This window comes from Pseudomonas sp. BYT-1, assembly GCF_023611805.1.
Taxonomy (GTDB): Bacteria; Pseudomonadota; Gammaproteobacteria; order Pseudomonadales; family Pseudomonadaceae; genus Aquipseudomonas; species Aquipseudomonas guariconensis.
Map to the genome: position 1 here is coordinate 2,891,435 of NZ_CP072559.1, position 17,372 is coordinate 2,908,806.

The 17,372-nt window shown below is 56.0% G+C and carries 15 protein-coding genes; 5 read left to right on the forward strand and 10 right to left on the reverse strand.

From position 1 onward, the window contains the following. Positions 1–25 precede the first annotated feature (25 nt). Both J5X93_RS13370 and J5X93_RS13375 read right to left on the reverse strand, forming a co-directional pair. Entirely contained in the window at positions 26–718 is a 693-nt protein-coding gene (locus J5X93_RS13370; protein WP_250036094.1) for a hypothetical protein, read from the reverse strand. Further along, entirely contained in the window at positions 705–1,235 is a 531-nt protein-coding gene (locus J5X93_RS13375; RefSeq protein ID WP_009682497.1) for a hypothetical protein, read from the reverse strand. The genes J5X93_RS13370 and J5X93_RS13375 overlap by 14 nt, the downstream gene beginning before the upstream one ends. A gap of 211 nt (positions 1,236–1,446) precedes the next feature. Here J5X93_RS13375 and J5X93_RS13380 point away from each other — a divergent pair, with 211 nt between their 5' ends. From J5X93_RS13380 to J5X93_RS13395, 4 genes are all read left to right on the forward strand, one after another. Then, a complete protein-coding gene (locus J5X93_RS13380) occupies positions 1,447–4,566 on the forward strand; it encodes an LPD7 domain-containing protein (protein WP_250036096.1) in 3,120 nt (1,039 codons plus the stop codon). Positions 4,567–4,601: 35 nt separating this feature from the next. Then, entirely contained in the window at positions 4,602–5,111 is a 510-nt protein-coding gene (locus tag J5X93_RS13385) for a hypothetical protein (RefSeq protein ID WP_009682495.1), read from the forward strand. 87 nt (positions 5,112–5,198) lie between these two features. Continuing rightward, on the forward strand, positions 5,199–5,585 hold the full coding sequence (locus tag J5X93_RS13390; RefSeq protein WP_198731241.1) for a hypothetical protein: 387 nt from the start codon (positions 5,199–5,201) through the stop codon (positions 5,583–5,585). Between the two features lie 30 nt (positions 5,586–5,615). Further along, entirely contained in the window at positions 5,616–5,957 is a 342-nt protein-coding gene (locus tag J5X93_RS13395) for a hypothetical protein (RefSeq protein WP_250036098.1), read from the forward strand. Positions 5,958–6,005: 48 nt separating this feature from the next. Here J5X93_RS13395 and J5X93_RS13400 read toward each other — a convergent pair whose 3' ends face one another. Next, the gene (locus tag J5X93_RS13400) at positions 6,006–11,021 is read right to left on the reverse strand and encodes a helicase-like domain-containing protein (RefSeq protein WP_250036100.1); all 5,016 of its coding nucleotides are present in this window, start codon (positions 11,019–11,021) and stop codon (positions 6,006–6,008) included. 98 nt (positions 11,022–11,119) lie between these two features. Beyond that, positions 11,120–11,425 (reverse strand): hypothetical protein, encoded by a 306-nt coding sequence (locus J5X93_RS13405; protein WP_102642983.1) that lies wholly within the window; start codon positions 11,423–11,425, stop codon positions 11,120–11,122. Between the two features lies 1 nt (position 11,426). On the opposite strand from J5X93_RS13405, the gene J5X93_RS13410 reads away from it, so the two are divergent. After that, positions 11,427–11,591: a hypothetical protein gene (locus tag J5X93_RS13410; RefSeq protein WP_250036101.1), complete on the forward strand. Its 165-nt coding sequence runs from the start codon at positions 11,427–11,429 to the stop codon at positions 11,589–11,591. 69 nt (positions 11,592–11,660) lie between these two features. On the opposite strand, the gene J5X93_RS13415 is transcribed toward J5X93_RS13410, so the two are convergent. From J5X93_RS13415 to J5X93_RS13440, 6 genes are read right to left on the reverse strand one after another with little or no spacing between them, the layout of a single operon-like run. Continuing rightward, a complete protein-coding gene (locus J5X93_RS13415) occupies positions 11,661–13,175 on the reverse strand; it encodes a zeta toxin family protein (RefSeq protein WP_250036103.1) in 1,515 nt (504 codons plus the stop codon). Positions 13,176–13,187: 12 nt separating this feature from the next. Then, positions 13,188–13,631, reverse strand: coding sequence for a hypothetical protein (locus J5X93_RS13420; RefSeq protein ID WP_250036105.1), 444 nt, complete (start codon positions 13,629–13,631; stop codon positions 13,188–13,190). Further along, entirely contained in the window at positions 13,624–13,989 is a 366-nt protein-coding gene (locus J5X93_RS13425; protein WP_198731237.1) for a hypothetical protein, read from the reverse strand. The genes J5X93_RS13420 and J5X93_RS13425 overlap by 8 nt, the downstream gene beginning before the upstream one ends. Before the next feature lie 26 nt (positions 13,990–14,015). Beyond that, positions 14,016–14,384: a hypothetical protein gene (locus J5X93_RS13430; RefSeq protein WP_102642980.1), complete on the reverse strand. Its 369-nt coding sequence runs from the start codon at positions 14,382–14,384 to the stop codon at positions 14,016–14,018. Further along, the gene (locus J5X93_RS13435; protein ID WP_250036107.1) at positions 14,381–14,794 is read right to left on the reverse strand and encodes a hypothetical protein; all 414 of its coding nucleotides are present in this window, start codon (positions 14,792–14,794) and stop codon (positions 14,381–14,383) included. The genes J5X93_RS13430 and J5X93_RS13435 overlap by 4 nt, the downstream gene beginning before the upstream one ends. Next, positions 14,795–17,323: a type IA DNA topoisomerase gene (locus J5X93_RS13440; protein ID WP_250036109.1), complete on the reverse strand. Its 2,529-nt coding sequence runs from the start codon at positions 17,321–17,323 to the stop codon at positions 14,795–14,797. Positions 17,324–17,372: the final 49 nt, after the last annotated feature.

A 17,372-nucleotide genomic window follows, 5' to 3' on the forward strand; every position in this document is an offset into this window, starting at 1 on the left:
AGGGCGGTTTTTTCATGTCGGTCGTTCAGCGTGCTCGAGGACCTCGGTCCCTGCTGGCTTGTGCAGCCAATGGTGCGGCGTCGGTACTTGCTGGCCCTGGGGGGTCGAGGGTGATCCGGATACCGGGGTTGAGGCGGCAAGTCGCCTCCTTGATTGCCGACCAGTGCTTATGGGGGAGCACTCCTACCGTCAATGGCTTCTCACTGAAGGCCACCTTAGCAGGGTAGGCAATTACCTTCATATGTTCCCAATCCGGAGCGGCGGTCAGTGTGCTCAACAACTCGGGTCGTTGCTGCAGCAATAGATGAGGCTTCGCCAATTCGGTCTTTGTCGGTGTTAAGCCTTCGCTGACCAACCTTTCCCGCAGAAGATCCTGCAGATCATCCATCATGCTCCTGGACATTCTGGCAAACGACACAAAGTCGTGGTTGGCCAGGTCCTCCGGCTTCATCATGAGTGGATTCTGCTTGTGATCAAGCTCCACCAGGAAATCGATAACGGTAAAATGGAGTCGGTTTTTATCAGCGTACGCCCGGGCCGCCATAAAGCCGTCCTGCTTGCTCTGATACCCGTACAGTGCCGGGAACACGTCCCCAGGTTGCCCGTTGAGTAGCGCGCCGCAGTCCTTCAAGGCGATCGCCCGCGGCGCTGGGCCAGCGTAGAAGTAAACGCTGGAGAGCTCGATAATGTGCGAGTCTGTTTTCTCAGTCGTGCTCACCAATGCCACCTTTTGACCAACCCTGAATCAAGACTCTTTCCACCTTCTGTCGTTCACCTACCTTACTTACGACATCCTGCATCACGCGTTTGCACTGTTTAGGTGTCAAATCCATGCGCTTTAAGGCCTCAACCCACTTCATGACTGGCCGACCGGGCTTGCCATCATGAAGCATCAAGCGGTAAACCGAGGGTGGCGATCTGCCAATAAGAGTGGCAAACGTATCTCGATCTTGAGGCGAATCTTGCAGGCCTAAATAGTCGTAAAAATCCTTGATATCCAACGGCGGTTGCACCGGCGAAGACTCAGGATGCGTCCTGTAGAGAAAGAGGAGCATAGCCACAACTGGGTCGTTGATCTGCTCAGCCGACTTATCCGGGCCTGTAAGCTCTTCCCACTTCGCTTTCTGCAGGCCAAAGGCATCTGCAGCAGCCACCTTGGTCAGACCGTTCTCGATCCGCCATCTCTCCAAATCCGTCCCACAAATTGGCTGAATTTCATCAGTTCCAAAGGACATTTGATCCCCTCAAATGTAGCAGACGTAGCCCTCCTGGGCCTTAGGGCGCGGAGCTTCCCATTCCGCTGAATTTTGAATAATATACACAATACGAAATTTCAGCAGTCACGGTCCAGCCCAGAGCGACGCGCTTAACCCAACTTTACCCAGCCCCTCTACGGGGGCTCAGGGCAACGGACTACCCCACCATCCGGAAGGAGGCAGGATTGCCATGAGCGAAGTAAGCGAAGCCTTGATGCAAGAGTTCCGCCAAGCTGTCTACGAGCGATTGAATTCGCCGCAGGCAACAGAGGCCTCTCCCCGTGAAGCGATCGAACGTCGTGCTAAGGCGTACCAAGCTTGGCTAAATAGCCAACCTTCCGAAGAAGAGGCTGCGGCCGTCCCTACTGCGTTGGTCAGACATTGGGCTGCTGCAGACCTGTCGTCATGGCGGTCAATTGACGCCAAGGATACAGCTGAAGCAGCAACTACCGTTTATCAGAATATTTTCGCATACGATACATATGCGGAATTGCTAAAGGAACTAGACCAGGCCTTTTACAGCGAAATTATTTCGCGTTTGGGGGGGCATGAAGCATTCGGTAACGGTTTTGGCCGTGGAAACCCTGATTTAGATCAAGAAACTGTTGATCAGGATCCAAAAATCCAGATCAGCGAGCTCTTGAAGGAAATCACCTACAAGGAGCGGCGCGATGGCAGCGTCCTCTATTCCCTGCATGACAGACCTATTTTCATCGACCATGGGCAGCAAATCCTCATGGTGGCTGAAGCTAAAGATGATGAGATGGCCATTCTCGCCGGCCTCTACATGGCGAAACAGAAGTTCGGTGGGTCTATCGAGCTAACTGGCAGTGAAGAGTTTAAGCGCCGGGCGATCGCGGTTCTGATCAAGCATGAGGTTCCAGTCGAGCTCAACAACCCCGCACAAGAAGCTATTCGCCGCGAACTGCTCGGCTTGCCTCCCATTGCAGCTGTACCAGACAAAGCCGCCGCGCAATCTGAAACGCCGACCCCGATCGAGGCATCAACCGCTGAGAAGGTAGCCACCTCCAGCGAAGAAACGGCATCACCTGCAGAACCGGCCGCAAATGATCCTACCCCTGTGAATGCCCGCGAGGGTGTGATCGTAGATTTCGGCCCAGCGCCGTATCTTTTCGATAAGAAGCAGAGCAAAAGCTTCTACGTGAAGCTGCGCAACAGCGACGGAGAAGAGCGTGTTACCTGGGGTGTAGATCTGGCCCGAGTGTTCCGCGAGAACGAAATCGCTGCAGGCGATACCGTCACGTTGAATAACTTGGGTCGTAAGCAGGTGACGGTAGAGGTGCCAGTGCGCGGCAGCGATGGCCGTGTCGAGCGTTACGAAGAAAAAACGGTTCATCGTAATGAGTGGGAAGCCGTTCTGTTTGCTAAAGCTGAACGTGAGCAGGCCCCCCCAGTCGAACCGTTGGCAGCTGAGTCCCTCACAGTTGCAGGACGCGATGCGAGATTCGTTGAGTCAATCGGTCTGCCTACCGGTGATATCAATGACTACCCTGATTTGTTGCCGTATCGGGCCGAGGATCACGCTATGGCGGTCATGTGGGAGCATGACAGCTCTCCGGAAGGCCTGCGGACAATTGAAAGCTGCATGGTCGAGGCAAAGTATCGCGCCGCGTTCCAAGCCAAGCTGGACAGTGAGCTCGGCAAGCTCAATACGCATTTCCGCGGGCAGATGGAAGCATCAGAGGGTTACGCCATAGCTAGAGAGCTGCTGGCAGACGCTAATAAGCAGTATGGGCCACTGCCCGAGCCTGGCAGCAATGAGTTTGACCGGATGTACCAGTTAGAGAATTGCTGGGATCCAGATGAAGTCATCGAAGCAATTGAACAGATAGATGCTGCTTATCTGGCCTCACTGAAAAATCATCAAGGCACAGATCTCCACCCTCGCTCCTCGACGGATTCGATTCCGACAGAAGTTTTGGAGTCATTCACGCTGGATAGCTACAGCCAGTATCCATATGACCAAGATACGACGCCTTCGGCCAGGTGGGAATTGCTGAGCAGCGAGGCTGCTAAGCACGGCTACACCGCGAAAATTGGCCTAGTGAACGAATCGGAAAGGGTCGATGGTGTCACGTACTCCATTGCCTATTTTGACCGTGATGGGCAACCGACCGGTATCCACACTGAATTGTGCGGGACGGGCAAGCCCGAGAGCGCTCCTGCAACCTTCCTCAATGGTCAGCGCATCCCCCAGCCAATGAGCAACGATCCTGCCGCAGATATGGCTGCGCTTGTTGGTGCGATCTCCGAGTATGAGAAATCTAAAACTCAGGACCGTACAGGAGAAGCCCCACAGCCTGCTGATGAAGTGGAGCTGGGGGATTTAGCTGCAGCAGCCGTCGAGCACCGACATTTTCAGGCAACTGAGGGAGTGCCATTTGGCGACTCCGATCTGCAACAGGCAGCGAACCTTGTTGCGGTTAACGCCGCCGCCTGGTGGCGAGATCAGTCGGAGGCCATCAGTACCTGGAGCAAGTCGCTGGAAGAGCTTGAGCACGATCTGGCCGCTCTTGGGCCAGAGCCTGCGACCGATCAGTACTACTGGTTCGACAAAACAGGCCGTCCTGTGCCGGCACCAGTGAACGAGTACGACTGGATCATGGCGCAAGCTTTTATCAAGGATGGGCATACCCCCGAAACCCAGATTGAAGGCTTTGGCGCTGGCCTTCAAGGCAGGTCGAGCAACTCCGGTGTACCCGGGGACATTTCCAGCGCTTCAACCAGTGACTCAACCACTTCTCAGGAGGTTGGTATGGCAAACGCTGACAGCAATGCGGGACAGAAACTCATCCTTCGCGGTGTAACCAAGCTGGATAACGACCAGTACGACACCACGGTGCTCCTGTACCAGGGCAGCGGGGATTACCTACAGGGATACGTGAAGGTCAACGGTGAGAAGCACCAGGTTCTCGCGTTCATCAATGAGCGTAACCCCGACCAAGGTACCGGTGAGATCAAGCCCAACTTCATCACGCTGTCCCAGCCGAACAACGATGGAAGCGACCAGAAGTGGACGCAGATCGGTTTCGGGAATGCAGTTAATCGGCGCGGTGACGGGAAAGCCGTTTACTTCGATGAGGTGCTTTTCAACGTTGATAACCAGATCATCAAGGCAAAGGTTACCAAGCACGTTGATGAGGAAATGCACCGCAAACTGGGCTTCCTCGAGCAACGTAAAGAGCGGGAGAAATCAGTCGATTCCCCAAAGCCCCAGGCTCTGACGGAGCCCGTCAAGCAACAGCCCAGCCCGGCGCAACCCACTGTTAAATCCCGGGCACGAGCTTGATGCTCCTGGCCGTTGAATGTTCTTGGAGGACTGGTATGAAGACACTGACCCGCGCGTTACTCGTTGTGCTGCTCATGAGCTCGGCTGTGACAGCCCATGCTGCCACCTGCCGTAGCGGAGAAGCCGCGGTGCGTGGTGGTGAGGCCGGCCTGGCTCGAGATCAGGACGCGGCCGACACCAACCAAACGGCTGCTCAGACATCGTCAGACATTTTGGGCAAATGTGTCGGAGGGATCACCGGCATATTCAGCACTACTTCTTTCCCTGATCTTTCTGCCATCTGGCAAATGATCAAGGACAAGGTTTGCTCGATTGCCAGCTCCTCAGTAAACGGTGTGATTTCCGAAGTGAATGGACAGATCAACGGCGTCATGAGCGAGGTTAACGGGGCCGTGACTGATGCTGTCAATCAAACGGGCGTCAACGATACCGGCCTTGGCACCGTCGTCGGTAGCGGTGATACGCACATCAGCAACCCCGTAGAGGTCGGACACACCAGTGACGCGGCCGATTCATCAACAAATTGGAATGAAGTCTGGAAATAAAAGCCTTAGAGCCCGCGAGTTCGCGGGCTTTTGGTTTTTCGGAGAAAGAGTTGCGGCCGGCGGGGCGGCGCTAAAGGAGGATCGGCCATGAGCGAAGTTTTTGTCAGCACGGTTCATCCGGCCCTAGGTCGGTTGTACTGGGTATTCACATCCAATGCTGATTGCAATTACCCCGATCATTACAGCTTGACCGATTGGAGCGAGCTAGCAACTCGGTTTCCAAAAGGTTGGCGTGATCACGACTACTACCACTGGCAGCACCGTTCGCACATCTCGAAGGTTTTCGAACCTGATGACCCCTACGGCGACTATGCCGAGTACGAGGATGAAGAAGCCGGATGCCTGGAGCTGCGGCTTTCGGGATTGCTTGCTCGCTTGCAAACCAAAAGCGGGCAGACAGTTGAGGAGTTTAGGCACTGGATGTTTCGAGCAGCTTGGGTAGACGTTCCTGCCCTGCGCATTGTCGAGAGCTGAGTAGCGGACAGAGTTTATGAGGGATCTTCTATGAGTAACGTGAGTTTAGCTGGACCCTGCAGCTTCAATCCTTTGCCCGAAGTGGACACGTGGGTTGAGAAAATGGCAGAGCTCGCAAGTCAGAAAATGTCTGGCCCTATTCGAGCAGCCGTGTGGCCATACAGGGTTGGTGACCTCGAATTTCTTAGCGTTGATATGGATGGCGAAGCTGGAGGTTCGCTGAGTCTGACATTTTCAACGGGGGCCGAGCGTTGTGACTATGGAATCGATGATGTCGAATGCCCTGATTTGACCGAGGCTTTGGTAATGGCATCGCTGTTCGTCCGTGCTGTAGATGCGAAAGTATCCCTATCCGCGGGATGTTTTCTGTAGCTAAGCTGAGATGAGAATGAGAAAGGGCGCCATAGGCGCCCTTCTTCGTTACGCTCGCATTTTACTCCGTCCAGGCGCTGCGGAACCTTGTAGGAGGACCGATTTTGGCTCCCACTTCGACTGGTAGGAGTCGTCAGCTTGCATCAGCTTTAGTTCCCGAAGCACATCCCGAGCATCCTCGCGCAGGTAGTCAAGCCGAGTCTGCTGCTGGAACGGCTTCGCCTTCTCCTGAATCGCTTTGCTGAGCTCTGACAGCTCGCGTCCCCGTGTCGACTCGGCCTCATCCCTCCAGCCTTCCAGGCGCTCCAGGAAGTTGTCCATCCGGCTGATGAACCCGCTGATGCTGAATTTATCGTCGACGCGATACACCAGGTTGTCCGGCTCGTATGAGTCCCGACCGGTGACGGTGAAGTGGATTTTCTGCCGCTCGCATGACACTTGAATTTCGAAACCTCGATAGCTTCCTACGGGCACAAGCTCTGCGCGCTGGAACGTGTCTTCAGACCGCCGCTCGACGGCCCTCTTCATGGCGCTGGCGAATACCGCGGCCAGTCTTTCCTTGTCCGCGTCTTTGTAGGGCTTGCCATTCGCCGAGAACTCGAATTCAGGTTTGGTGCCGGCATCGCGCCGCTGGATCTCACTTGACCAGCGGGCGATTGCCCGATCGGCACGTGAGTCGGCGTCACGCAGCCACGCAATGCGGCTGTCGAGCGAGTGCTGGCCACGTTTGAAGTTGGAAAACAATGCTTCCACCTTCTTGAGGTCTGCAGCGATTTGCACCTGCTGGAAGATCAGAGGATTGCCGGTGGCCGCGGCTTTCATCTCGGCGGCGTTGGCTGCCTCGCTGGCCACATCCTCGATCACACGCTGGAGGCTGTCCCCCTTGCGGAATTGTTCGATGCCAGCTGCCTTGAATTCGATGGTCTGCCACATGCGGCTATCGTAGGTCTGTTTCGTTGCATAGCGCAGAATCTCGATCTCGAATCCGTCAGGGTCCATCTCATAGAAGAGGTTACCTTGCCGCTCGATGCGACCATCGCGTTGCTCCAGGTCGCTTGGGCGCCATGGTGCATCCAGGTGATGGAGAGCGACCAGGCGGCGTTGGACATTCATGCCGGCACCCATCTTCGCTGTTGACCCCAGAATGATCCTGACCTCGCCGGCATTCATCTCCGCAAAGAGCTTGGCTTTCTGCAGATCTGTGTTGGCTTCATGGATGTAGCGAATCTGGTTCGACGGGATCCCGCGAGCGAGGAGCTTTGATCGAATGTCGTCGTACACGCTGAACGAGCTGGCTCCTGCCAGAATATCGTCCATAGAGATCGAGGCTTCTCCTTCTTCTTCGTCCTCTGAGCTCACAGCAGCCTGTTCTGGACGTTTTGGACCTTTTGGCGTGGATAGGTCACAGAAAATCAGTTGCGTGCCTTTACGGTCGTCCCAGTCCTGCCAAATGCGGAATGCTTGATCGACACACGCATTCACTTTGCTACCTGCGAAATCCCCAGCGCCGGGATCGATGAGTCGGAAATCCAACCCCGCTTTGCGCGCGTCGTTTGTGATCTTCAACGGATTGTCGAGGCGGGGGTCTTTCGGCAAATGCTCCATGCGATGGATGATCGATCCATCGTTCCAAGTCTTGAACGTCGATCCATCTGCTTTAAGCAGCGGATTACCCTCTGCGTCGATCGCCTCTTGCTGAATGCCCATGTACCAAGCTTGAGCCTCCGATCGATCCACAATCACGTTCTGCGGGCGACCGCCTTTCAGCTTCGGTACTGGGAATCGGGTACCGCGGGCCTCGGCCTGGTCCTGTAGATCCTTGCGTGTGATTACATCAGCGAAGGTTCGATACATCGCCGTCAGCTCGGGAACGTTCTGGAACTTTGCAAAACGCGAGTTGAGCTTGTAGTTGACGCCGGTAGCGTCAAGCTCCCAGCCGGTTACAACCTGGCCGAATGTCGAAGCCCAGGCATCAAAATGAATGATGCCCCGGGCCTTCATTTCATCGTACTGGAGGTATCGTTGTACGGTGTAGAGCTCAGCGATCGTGTTGCTCAATGGGGTACCCGTTGCGAGAAACACGCCTCGGCCGTCGTTCCGTTGCTGCAGGTAGCGACACTTGACGAAAAGATCGAATGCTTTTTCCGATCCTGCCAGATTACCCAGCCCCGATACCCTGCTGAGCGAGGTCGTGATGAACAGGTTTTTGAATTCCTGCGCCTCATCTACAACCAGGGCGTCAACACCCAGATCGGCAAAGCTGACGGCCTGGTCTTTAGAACCGGTGTCGGCTTTCTTTTCCAGTCGCTCGGTCATCCGCTCTTTCGCCTTTTCCATCTCCTTGATGGTCACGCGATCGCCCTGGCTGCTCTTGAGGTCCAAAATGGCGTCAGTGAGATCCTGGATTTGCTCCTGCAGCAGCTCCTCGAGCGTCTCCGGGGGCATGCCGATTTTTTTGAACGAGCTGTGAGCCACAACCACAGCATCCCAATCCCCGGTAGCGATTCGGGCAAAGAGTCGCTCCCGGTTTTCTTTCTTGAAATCCGTCTTCTCAGCAACCAGCACGTTGGCGTTAGGGTAGAGGTCGTAGAAGGCATCCTTCCACTGCAGTAGAAGATGATTCGGTACCAACACCATTGGCTTTCGGAAAAGCCCCATCCGCTTGCTCTCCATCACGGTTCCGACACACACCAGCGTCTTACCGGCGCCGACTACGTGATCGAACAGTGCTGTGCCGTCTTGAATTCCGCGCCAAATTGCGTCCTTCTGGTGCGGACGTAGCGTTATGTCCAGCGAGGTGCCGGGCAGCTGCAGGTGTGAGCCGTCGTAGCGGCTGGGAATATTGGTGTTGAACCGATCGTTGTAGAGTCGCGAGAGGGATTCACGACGATCCTGATCCTCCCAGATCCAGTCGGTGAACGCAGCGCGGATCTCGTCCGCTTTTTGGTTGGCTGCAGCGGTCTGAGTTTCATCAACCTGCATGATCGGATGGCCATGATCGTCCTTTCCGACCTCCACTTTCACTTGGATCGGGCGGTTCGTTAAAACCGCCTCTACCAGCTTGTTTGCGGGGTACGCTTCGGTGCCCCAGGTGACGCGCATGGTGGTGTTATCCCCCTCGGAGATGTTCACCATCCACTTGCCCAAGGCCTCCTGGTAGTCGATGCGCCGGCGTACATCCCCCATCAGGTGTACGACGAAATCATCGATTGTCTTCGCCGGTACCCAGGTCGAACCCAGCTGCACGGAAATGTCGATCGGCTCGATGTCTGCTGGCTGTATCGGACGCAGCGCCTCGACGTTCTCCAAGAACTTTGGATCGTGTTCCGCGGCTCGAAGCGCTCCTCTGAGTTTCGCTTTCACGTTCCCGGTCAGGTACTGATCGGCTGTTTCCCAGCGATCCTTGCCCGGATTGAAGTAGACAAGTCCCTTCAGGTCGCGAAGGAGTTCAGGCTCACTCAGACCGCACAAGCGGATCATGCGCTCGAGGTCTACACGGCCCACCTGGTTCATGCTGACAACCAGTGCATCCTTAGCGGATTCGACGTGCCGAATTTCTTCGCGTGGGCTCATCACGCGGCGCGAGAAGATTGCGGCTTTATCCGCTGTGGGATTTCGCGCCGGCACACCGTGCTTGCGTGCCATGTCAGCCGATACGCCGCGATCGTAGTTGCTCTCAAGCGCATTGAGCAGAGGGTATTCAGGATCCTCCCCCATCGCCAGGCGGTTGGCTTGGCTACTCAGGTGGCCAAATCGACGGACGTACTTGTCGTACTGGCCATTCAAACGGCCGCGCAAGGTTTCTAGATCTTGAGGGTCAACGGACTGCTCAGCATTCATCAACGCGCGCAGAGCGTCACGTACCTCAATCATGCCGCGAATGCGTTGGCCTGCCCGCTCGGTTTTCGGGGTAATCAACTGGTAGTCGTGGGCTGCAAGCTGATCTGGCAAGCGACGGGCCAATTGGTCGTCAGCGGTCACAAAGTAGGAACCCACTTTGGTATTCGCTGGCAGGTCGACCTCGGGTTTACCTGCTTGGCCATCAGTTGCATGATCAAGAGGCTCGCCTGTGAAGGTGCGGATAACACCTGCAGGCAACGCTTGAAGTCGGGCGGTGATCGCCGCGCTCAGGTCCTGGCCTGGCTCCGCCATCAAATCAGCGGCATCGCGGCGCATCTTCCCTGTGAGGGCCATCCGGCCGGCCATCTGCTCGGGATTGTCGATGAAATACTGGTTGATCGTGATTGGCTCACCCGATTCGCGATCTCGTATTTCACCGACATCTACCCAACGGCGCTCCGGTTGGTCTCCGGGGAGAGCCTTCTGGAAGAACACGATATCCGTCGTTACTTCGGTCAGCGCATTCTCTTTGAACGCCGTGTTGGGTAGACGTATAGCGCCCAGGAAGTGGGCCGAATCTGCGATATGTTCACGCGCCTTGCTATTGGTGGCATCGAGGAAATACCGACTGACCACGGCTCCCATCACACCACCAGGTTTGAGCGTATTGAGCGATTTAGCCAGGAAGTAGTTGTGGATCGAGAAACCAGCCAATTCGCGGTGATGCGGGTCATACAACGATTGCGATCCGAAGGGCGGGTTCGCCACGCAGGCATCGAAGTATGCGCTTGGGATAGCCACATCCTGCAGGCCGCGATTGATGAAGGTGGATGATGGATAAAGATGAGCGCCGATCTGCGCTGTCAGAGGGTCAAGCTCGATGGCGGTGATGCGGCTGTTGCTCCGCATTTCTGTCGGCATCAGGCCGATGAAATTGCCAGTGCCGGCAGCTGGTTCCAGAACCTTGCCACCTTTGAACCCTAGTCGCTCCAGTCCCTCGTAAATGCCGTCGATTACGGTGGTGGAGGTGTAGTGCGCGTCCTGGGTGGAGCGCCTGGCCCTCTCGTACTCATCTTGGCTGAGCAGTGAGGCCAGTTCCTGGTACTCAGCACGCCAAGCATCATTTCGATGATCGAAAGCCTGCGGCAGTCCACCCCATCCTACATACCTGACCAGCGTGGATTGTTCGTCTGGGGTGGGGCCACGACCTTCCTTGTGCAGCACCTGCAGCAGTTGAATGGCAGCGATGTTATCGCGGAATTTCGATTTTGGACCGCCAGAGCCCAGTGAATCAGCACCCGTAATCGCATAGTCTGAGGGGGCTACAGGTCCGTTTTGATCTCCAACATTTGCAAGATCTCGTGCTCGGTCAGACCCTGCTTGCTGTCCGCTGGCAGGCTGTTGATGGCCGTCAATTCCAGGGCTTGCTGCTCCAATAGCCGGCTGAGTAGTTGCAGCTCGCCCTGAAGCTCCATCGCCTTGAGGCGATCCGGGCTGTTCAGCGCCCAGCGATCCAGAATCTTCCAGCCTTGGAGACTGAACGACGGCGACTGGCGGATCGATGCGAGTGTCTGTTGGCTCAGGACTCGTGCGGAGATTTCCAGGGGCTGTGTTTGGTTGGTGATCATAATGGCGGTCTCCTTGGTCTTCGTCGAAATCGAGGCCGGCTTGCAGGTCCTCGATGGTATCTACCGTCTCTTGAAAAGCGAAATCGAACGTCATCTGCCCCTGATTCTCTGGGGTCTGCCGCCGTTTTCTAGGCATTGCCGTCGCCTCCTATTCCAGTTCGTATAATAGTCATTATACAAACTACTGAAGGCGCGACAATGTGCGTTTCTAACTCACTGTTTTTAAAAGGTACTGTTAGTAGCCCGGCTTCGGCCTCTTCAGGAAATCTCCCTGGCTAAGATCGGTCGGGTACTTGTGACGGTACTCCGATCGGAGGCCATCCAGCTCAGCATGCTCGCTCGGGGCAGCTCGCCGTACAAGCATCTTTCCCTCGATCACTTCCAGGTTGTAACTGAAGCCGCGAATCTCCTCGGGAGTCCAGACGCGCTCGCGCTCTTGAGTGATGCGCAGTCGGCCAGCTGCTGGAGTGCAATCCACTTCAGACAGGCGACGCGCATACAACTCGGTACCGTTGCGGCTAAACACCTGCAGCGTATCGACTAGGTTATCTGATTCTAGCCGTTCGACGGTTACAGGCAGGCCTGCGTAGGCCAGATCATGCTTATCTCGATTCGACCAACGACCAAATCCGTTGGCTTCTCGCTGCAGCTCGTAGCGCATATGAATGCTCATGCGGCTGACGAGGGGATCTACTGCCAATACACGGGCCTCGACCCGATAGCCAGCGGTGTGAAGGCGAGAGCACAGCCTGGCGAGACTATCGGGATCCCGCATGGTCCCGTCGATCAAGAGATTCCGCCGATTCTTGATCGCCAAATTGGTGAGCTTTACCGACCATGCGCCGGCATCCGGATGAGTACGATCGGCGGCCAAGCGGTCGTTCTGCCGCATCAGCTGCAGGTATTGCGGATGGTGCTTGCGCAGCTCATCAGCATCAACCTTGATGGTGTTACCACCGAACTCATCCAGTGCTTTGCTGCTGAGTCCGGCCTTGCCTGCACCAGGTTGTCCCCCGAGAAGAACGGCGGTTGGATGGTTGACAGGTTTGGTAGTGGAGAGCGCCAAGAGGGCGATGTCGTCAAAAATGGCATCGTGGTCTTCGGGGGACAGTCGGAATTGCGACTGGTCGTCCTTGGGAAACGTCATTTGCTGTCGGTGTCCTTCCTTGATACCTGCAGCGATTGCCTGAGCTTCAATGCGCAGCTCGCTGATAGTAAGCCTACCGTCTGAAAGTCCGACGGCCTTCAACATGCCTTGTAGGGCATTGCGGGTGCGGTCCCATGCTTTTCCGAGGAATGAACGCTCCTCCTCCGCGACAAATGCGAAGACCTCTTCTGCACGATGGATGCCGGGGAGTTTGGCGTAGTGCTGATCCACGTACGCCCAAATATGGGCTAGTGAAGGTTCGCCGCGCGTTTCAAGAACGCGATCCAGGAATTCCCGCTTTTCTTCGGGATTGAAGGTGTTGAGCCCATAATGCCCGAGGAGCTCGTGGCGCAGCGCTCGTCGGACGGCCCCTTCATCACCCATATTGGAAGCGGCAAGGGTAAAGATGGCTCTTGCTGGGTGGTAGGCTGCGTCAATTCGGTATCCGATTTTTTCTCTTGCGGCGTCGGGTCCATAAATTTCCTCCTGCGTGGCCTTGATAATAGCAGTCACACCTATGTGACCACGATATTCGGCCATGAATCGATCCACTATCGCCTGGGCCTGAGCAACGGTGAGGCCAACGTCATCGGGAGATGCCATGAGGTATCCCCTTCAAGCCGAAGCTTTGACAATCGGCCCGTAGCGCTCTATTGCGTGCGCTACCGCCACATTGTCGTCAATGCGAAGCCGGGAGCGCTCGACTACGAGCTCAGCTTGCTCGGCCCTCAGCTGATCAATCAGCGCCTGGTTCGGTTCGTCCTTGCTGCGCTCGTTGTGGATGTCGCGAGCTTTGAGGGCGATCATGTTGCCAATGGTTTCCATCGCGGCTTCAAAGGCCGCAAGCTGGTGATCCGTCCACTGTGCCGGCATGGCATTGTCCTTCTTTTTTGGTGTAAAGGCCTTGATGATCAAGGCGAGGCCAAGTATCAAAAATAACGCAGACTGAAGCCATTCGGCTGTGGGACTGAGTTCATTGAGTCGAGAGTTGATCGCCATGGCCAGGCCCACTACGACACTCAAAGCACCTACAAATAACCGCATGATTCGATTATTCATCGTTTCCCCTTGCGGCGCTGTCTTTGACCAAGGACAGCTCGAAGCAGTCATTCAACACGGTCATCAAGTGTTCCGCAGTAGGCGCGCTTTGGCAGCGGAACAGCACGATGGCCAACTCTTTAAGGCCATGGGCTCGGTGGATGCTGTTGACCGCCAAGGCACGTAAATCATCGGTGTCATAGACGTTCGCCAATGCCACCCCCTCCGCGCCAGTGATACCTGCCGTGCGATCGATGGAGGTCTCAACCGACGGCGGCAAAGCAGGTTTGTGATCCGCATCCACCAGCATCAGGGAGACGATAAATGGCACCGACATTCCTGCAGGATTTTTGGCGAAGTAGGCCGGGACGACCTTCATTTCAGTCTCGTTAAACATTTGATTCCCTACCGTTTGACGTCGAGCGCCAGGAATGGCCCTTTGAAGCCAACCTGCTCGTCTACTGAACTGAACGCTGCTATCCCTTTGGCTCGTTCTTTGAGCCACCGATCAAACAGCTTGCGAGCTTGCTTGTCATCGATGCGAACCAATTTTCCGTCCTCAGCAAAGAACACTGGCATGCGGAACGTATTGCTGTCGTCTACCGAAATGGCCATCTCATACCATTGATTCTGACCCTCGGTGACTTTAATAAATTGGGTGTGCATCCCCTGGATAACTTCCCTGTGTTCGCCAGGCTCTTTTGATGCCCCTGACTCCTGGTTGCAGCCAGCCAATAGGATCATCAGCAGGATCGGCAATGTGCGGCGAATCATGAACGATCTCCTTCAGCCCACCCTGGCGGGTAGGCTGGATAAGTGATTGAAGCCTCGAGGATTGACGATGTCTCGGGAGCCAAGGCCCATGCGTAATAGCCAGTGCCCTCAAAATAGAGCACGGGTTGTCCCCCGAGCTGGCCTATGACGCTGGCCCCGGCGGCATAGGATTTGGGCAAGTCGCCCAAACTCAACGTTGGCAGGTTGAGTGATGCGTGCAGCACCTCCTCGTGTTTGTAGAGGCCTCGCGCGGCGGCATCCCCCCAAGCGCTATTGTCCCGGGCGATGGTTCTGAACCTCATCCACTCCAGCGCAGGTAGCGCTCGCATGTGCTGCAGCACCAGATCCTGGAAACCCTTTTCGTGGGCCAGCAGCTGCCGGTCATGTTCGTTCAGGAAATCGGTGATCATTCAGCCCACCTTTTTCCCGAAGTCGAATTCGACTTTCCAGCTATCCCGGTTGAGTTTGAGGTAAGCGGTGAATGGGCGCTTTTCACGGTTGAGAAATCCAGAGAGCTTCTCCGTAATCCCGCTCTTGAACAGCGCATCCGCTTCCGAAGCACTCAACGGCCGACTGGCGATCACTGCACCGACTTTGAATTGGCACGCTTTGCATTCAAAGTGACCTGGTACCGCTGCAATCTCACCTGAGCAGCGTGGGCACTCAAGCTTGTTGGACGACATCGCCGGCGCAGCTGGAGCTGGACGATCCGGGGTGCTGGGTGCTGAGTCGAACACGAACGTCGTTTTTCCTGTGCCGGTGTCCAGCCTCAGCTTCGCGGAAAACTTGGACTGCTTTTGACGACTCACGAAGCCCTTGATGACAGGTGTTTCACCCTTCACCAACAACAGTTCGATCTGGCTTGGAGTGAGAGTCTTTCCTGATACCTCGTGCCAAAGTACGAACTCGCAGCTGGAACATACGGTACGCTTGCCCCGGTTTTGCAATGCGCTCTTGCAGTTAGGACAGGGAACGCCTTCGCCGGCTGCGGGTGGGAGGGGCGTGATAGAGGCGTCCTTGGCAGTGGCAACAACGTCACGAACGAATTCCTCGGCGTAGCGCATGAAGTCGCTCAGGCTCATCGCTCCATCTGCGACTTGATCCAGCGAGCGCTTGAAGGCACCGGCTTGTGCGGGGTCTTTAACGCGCATGGGCAGAGCGTCAATCAAGCTCCTGGCTTCAGGGCTGGTCATGAGCTTTTTGCCCTTCCCCCCCGCCGGCACAAACAGGCTACGCCGCTTCATGTCGGCGATGATGCCTGCACGGGTGGCAGTAGTACCTATCCCCTCACCCTCTTTGAGCCGCTTTTTCAACTCAACATCGTCCACGTACCGATGCAGATTTTTCATTGCATCGAGGAGCATGTTGTCGTCGAAGCGCGGTGGCGCAGTAGTTACCTTGCCTGTTGAAGTCACTTCCAACCACTTCAACAGATCGCCGATCTGCACATCAGGGAGTTCACCCTCGGGCCCTTCATCTTCGGCGGGCGCACCATCCAGCGGTGGGGGCTCCTTGTAAACAGCTTTCCAACCTTGCTCGGTTGGGCAGACACCAGTTGCAGCGAACACCTCACCAACCTGAACGCGAATGCGCAACACCATCGACCGATACCGGTAATCGGCTGCAAACTGGGCAAGATACGCCCGCACCACCATGTCGTACACGTTCCGCTCAGGCTCAGACCAGTCAGCCACATTGACTGGATTTTCCGGGGTTGAAGGGATGATGCCGTGATGCGGGGTGGGTTCACCCGTGGGAGTACGCATTTTCGCATCATTGAAGGCTGCTGATTTGCGGTGTGGGTCCAGCTCACGAGCAATGGCCTGCAGATCTGGTCGCAGCTGTATGATTCCGGCGATCACGCCGGGCGCCTCGGCATGATGGGCTTCAGAAAGGAAGCGCACATCGGTACGAGGGTATGTCATGACCTTGTAGGTGTCGTAGAGCTTTTGCGCGGCCTCCATCACCTCGTCACCGGTGTAGCCGAAGCGGCTGAAACCTTCCATTTGAAGTTCATTCATGGACAAGGGAAGTGGGGGCTTTTTCTTCTTGTCGGTGACCGAGTGCTCGATGACTGAGGCGTCCCCGGGGACGCCATCCTGCAGGCGTGCAAGAAGTCGTTTAGCGACGCCTTCGTCGACCAGACGACCGGACTCGTCCAGGCCAGCCTGGTCATCCTGTGGCACCCAGCGGCCGCGGATCGAAATCCCCGCTTCGGCCGTGAAAACGGCAGTAATGTCTTGATAAGGGACAGGTTTGAAAGACTCGATTGCTCGATCCCGCTCGCGGACGACGTAAAGCAAAGGGCTCTGCACGCTACCAACGGGCAGCAATCCTTGGTGGCCCATGTCGCGCCCTCGAAGGGTCATCGCCCGCGTACCGTTCATGCCCAAAAGCCAGTCATAACGGCTCCGAGCAAGCCCCCACAACCGCCATCCTCTGAACAGCGGATCAGAGTTGTCACGCATATTGGCGAGTGCTTCGCGGACCTTGCTGGGGTTGTAGTCGTTGATCAAAACCCGTTTAACAGGCTTGCGGCAGCGATAGTACTCAAGCGCCTCATCGACAAGGCTTTGTCCCTCGCTGTCTGGATCGCCAAGGTGGTACACAACGTCACACCAGGCCAAAAGCTCTTTCAGCTTGCTGAGCCGGGGCCGTTTGCGAGGATCGGGCAGAATTTTCCATTGTTGTTCTGGCGGGATAATTGGCAGATCTTCCATCCGCCAAATTTTCCGACCCTTGCCGGTAGTAGGCAGATCGTCCGGCAAATAGTCATCAGGCGTCGCCTGTTGAAAGGCATGTCCATCCAGCCACACGCACCAGTCGTTACCGTGTTTCGTCCAGCCTGCCCCACGGTCAGAAGTGTGTCCATTGAGCACAGGGAATACACCCTGGGATAGCTGGGATTCTTTCTCAGCGATCCAAAGAATTTTTTCCATCAACCCTCCTTACCCTTGAGTCTGGAGCCGTCTGGAGCAACCCAGCGAC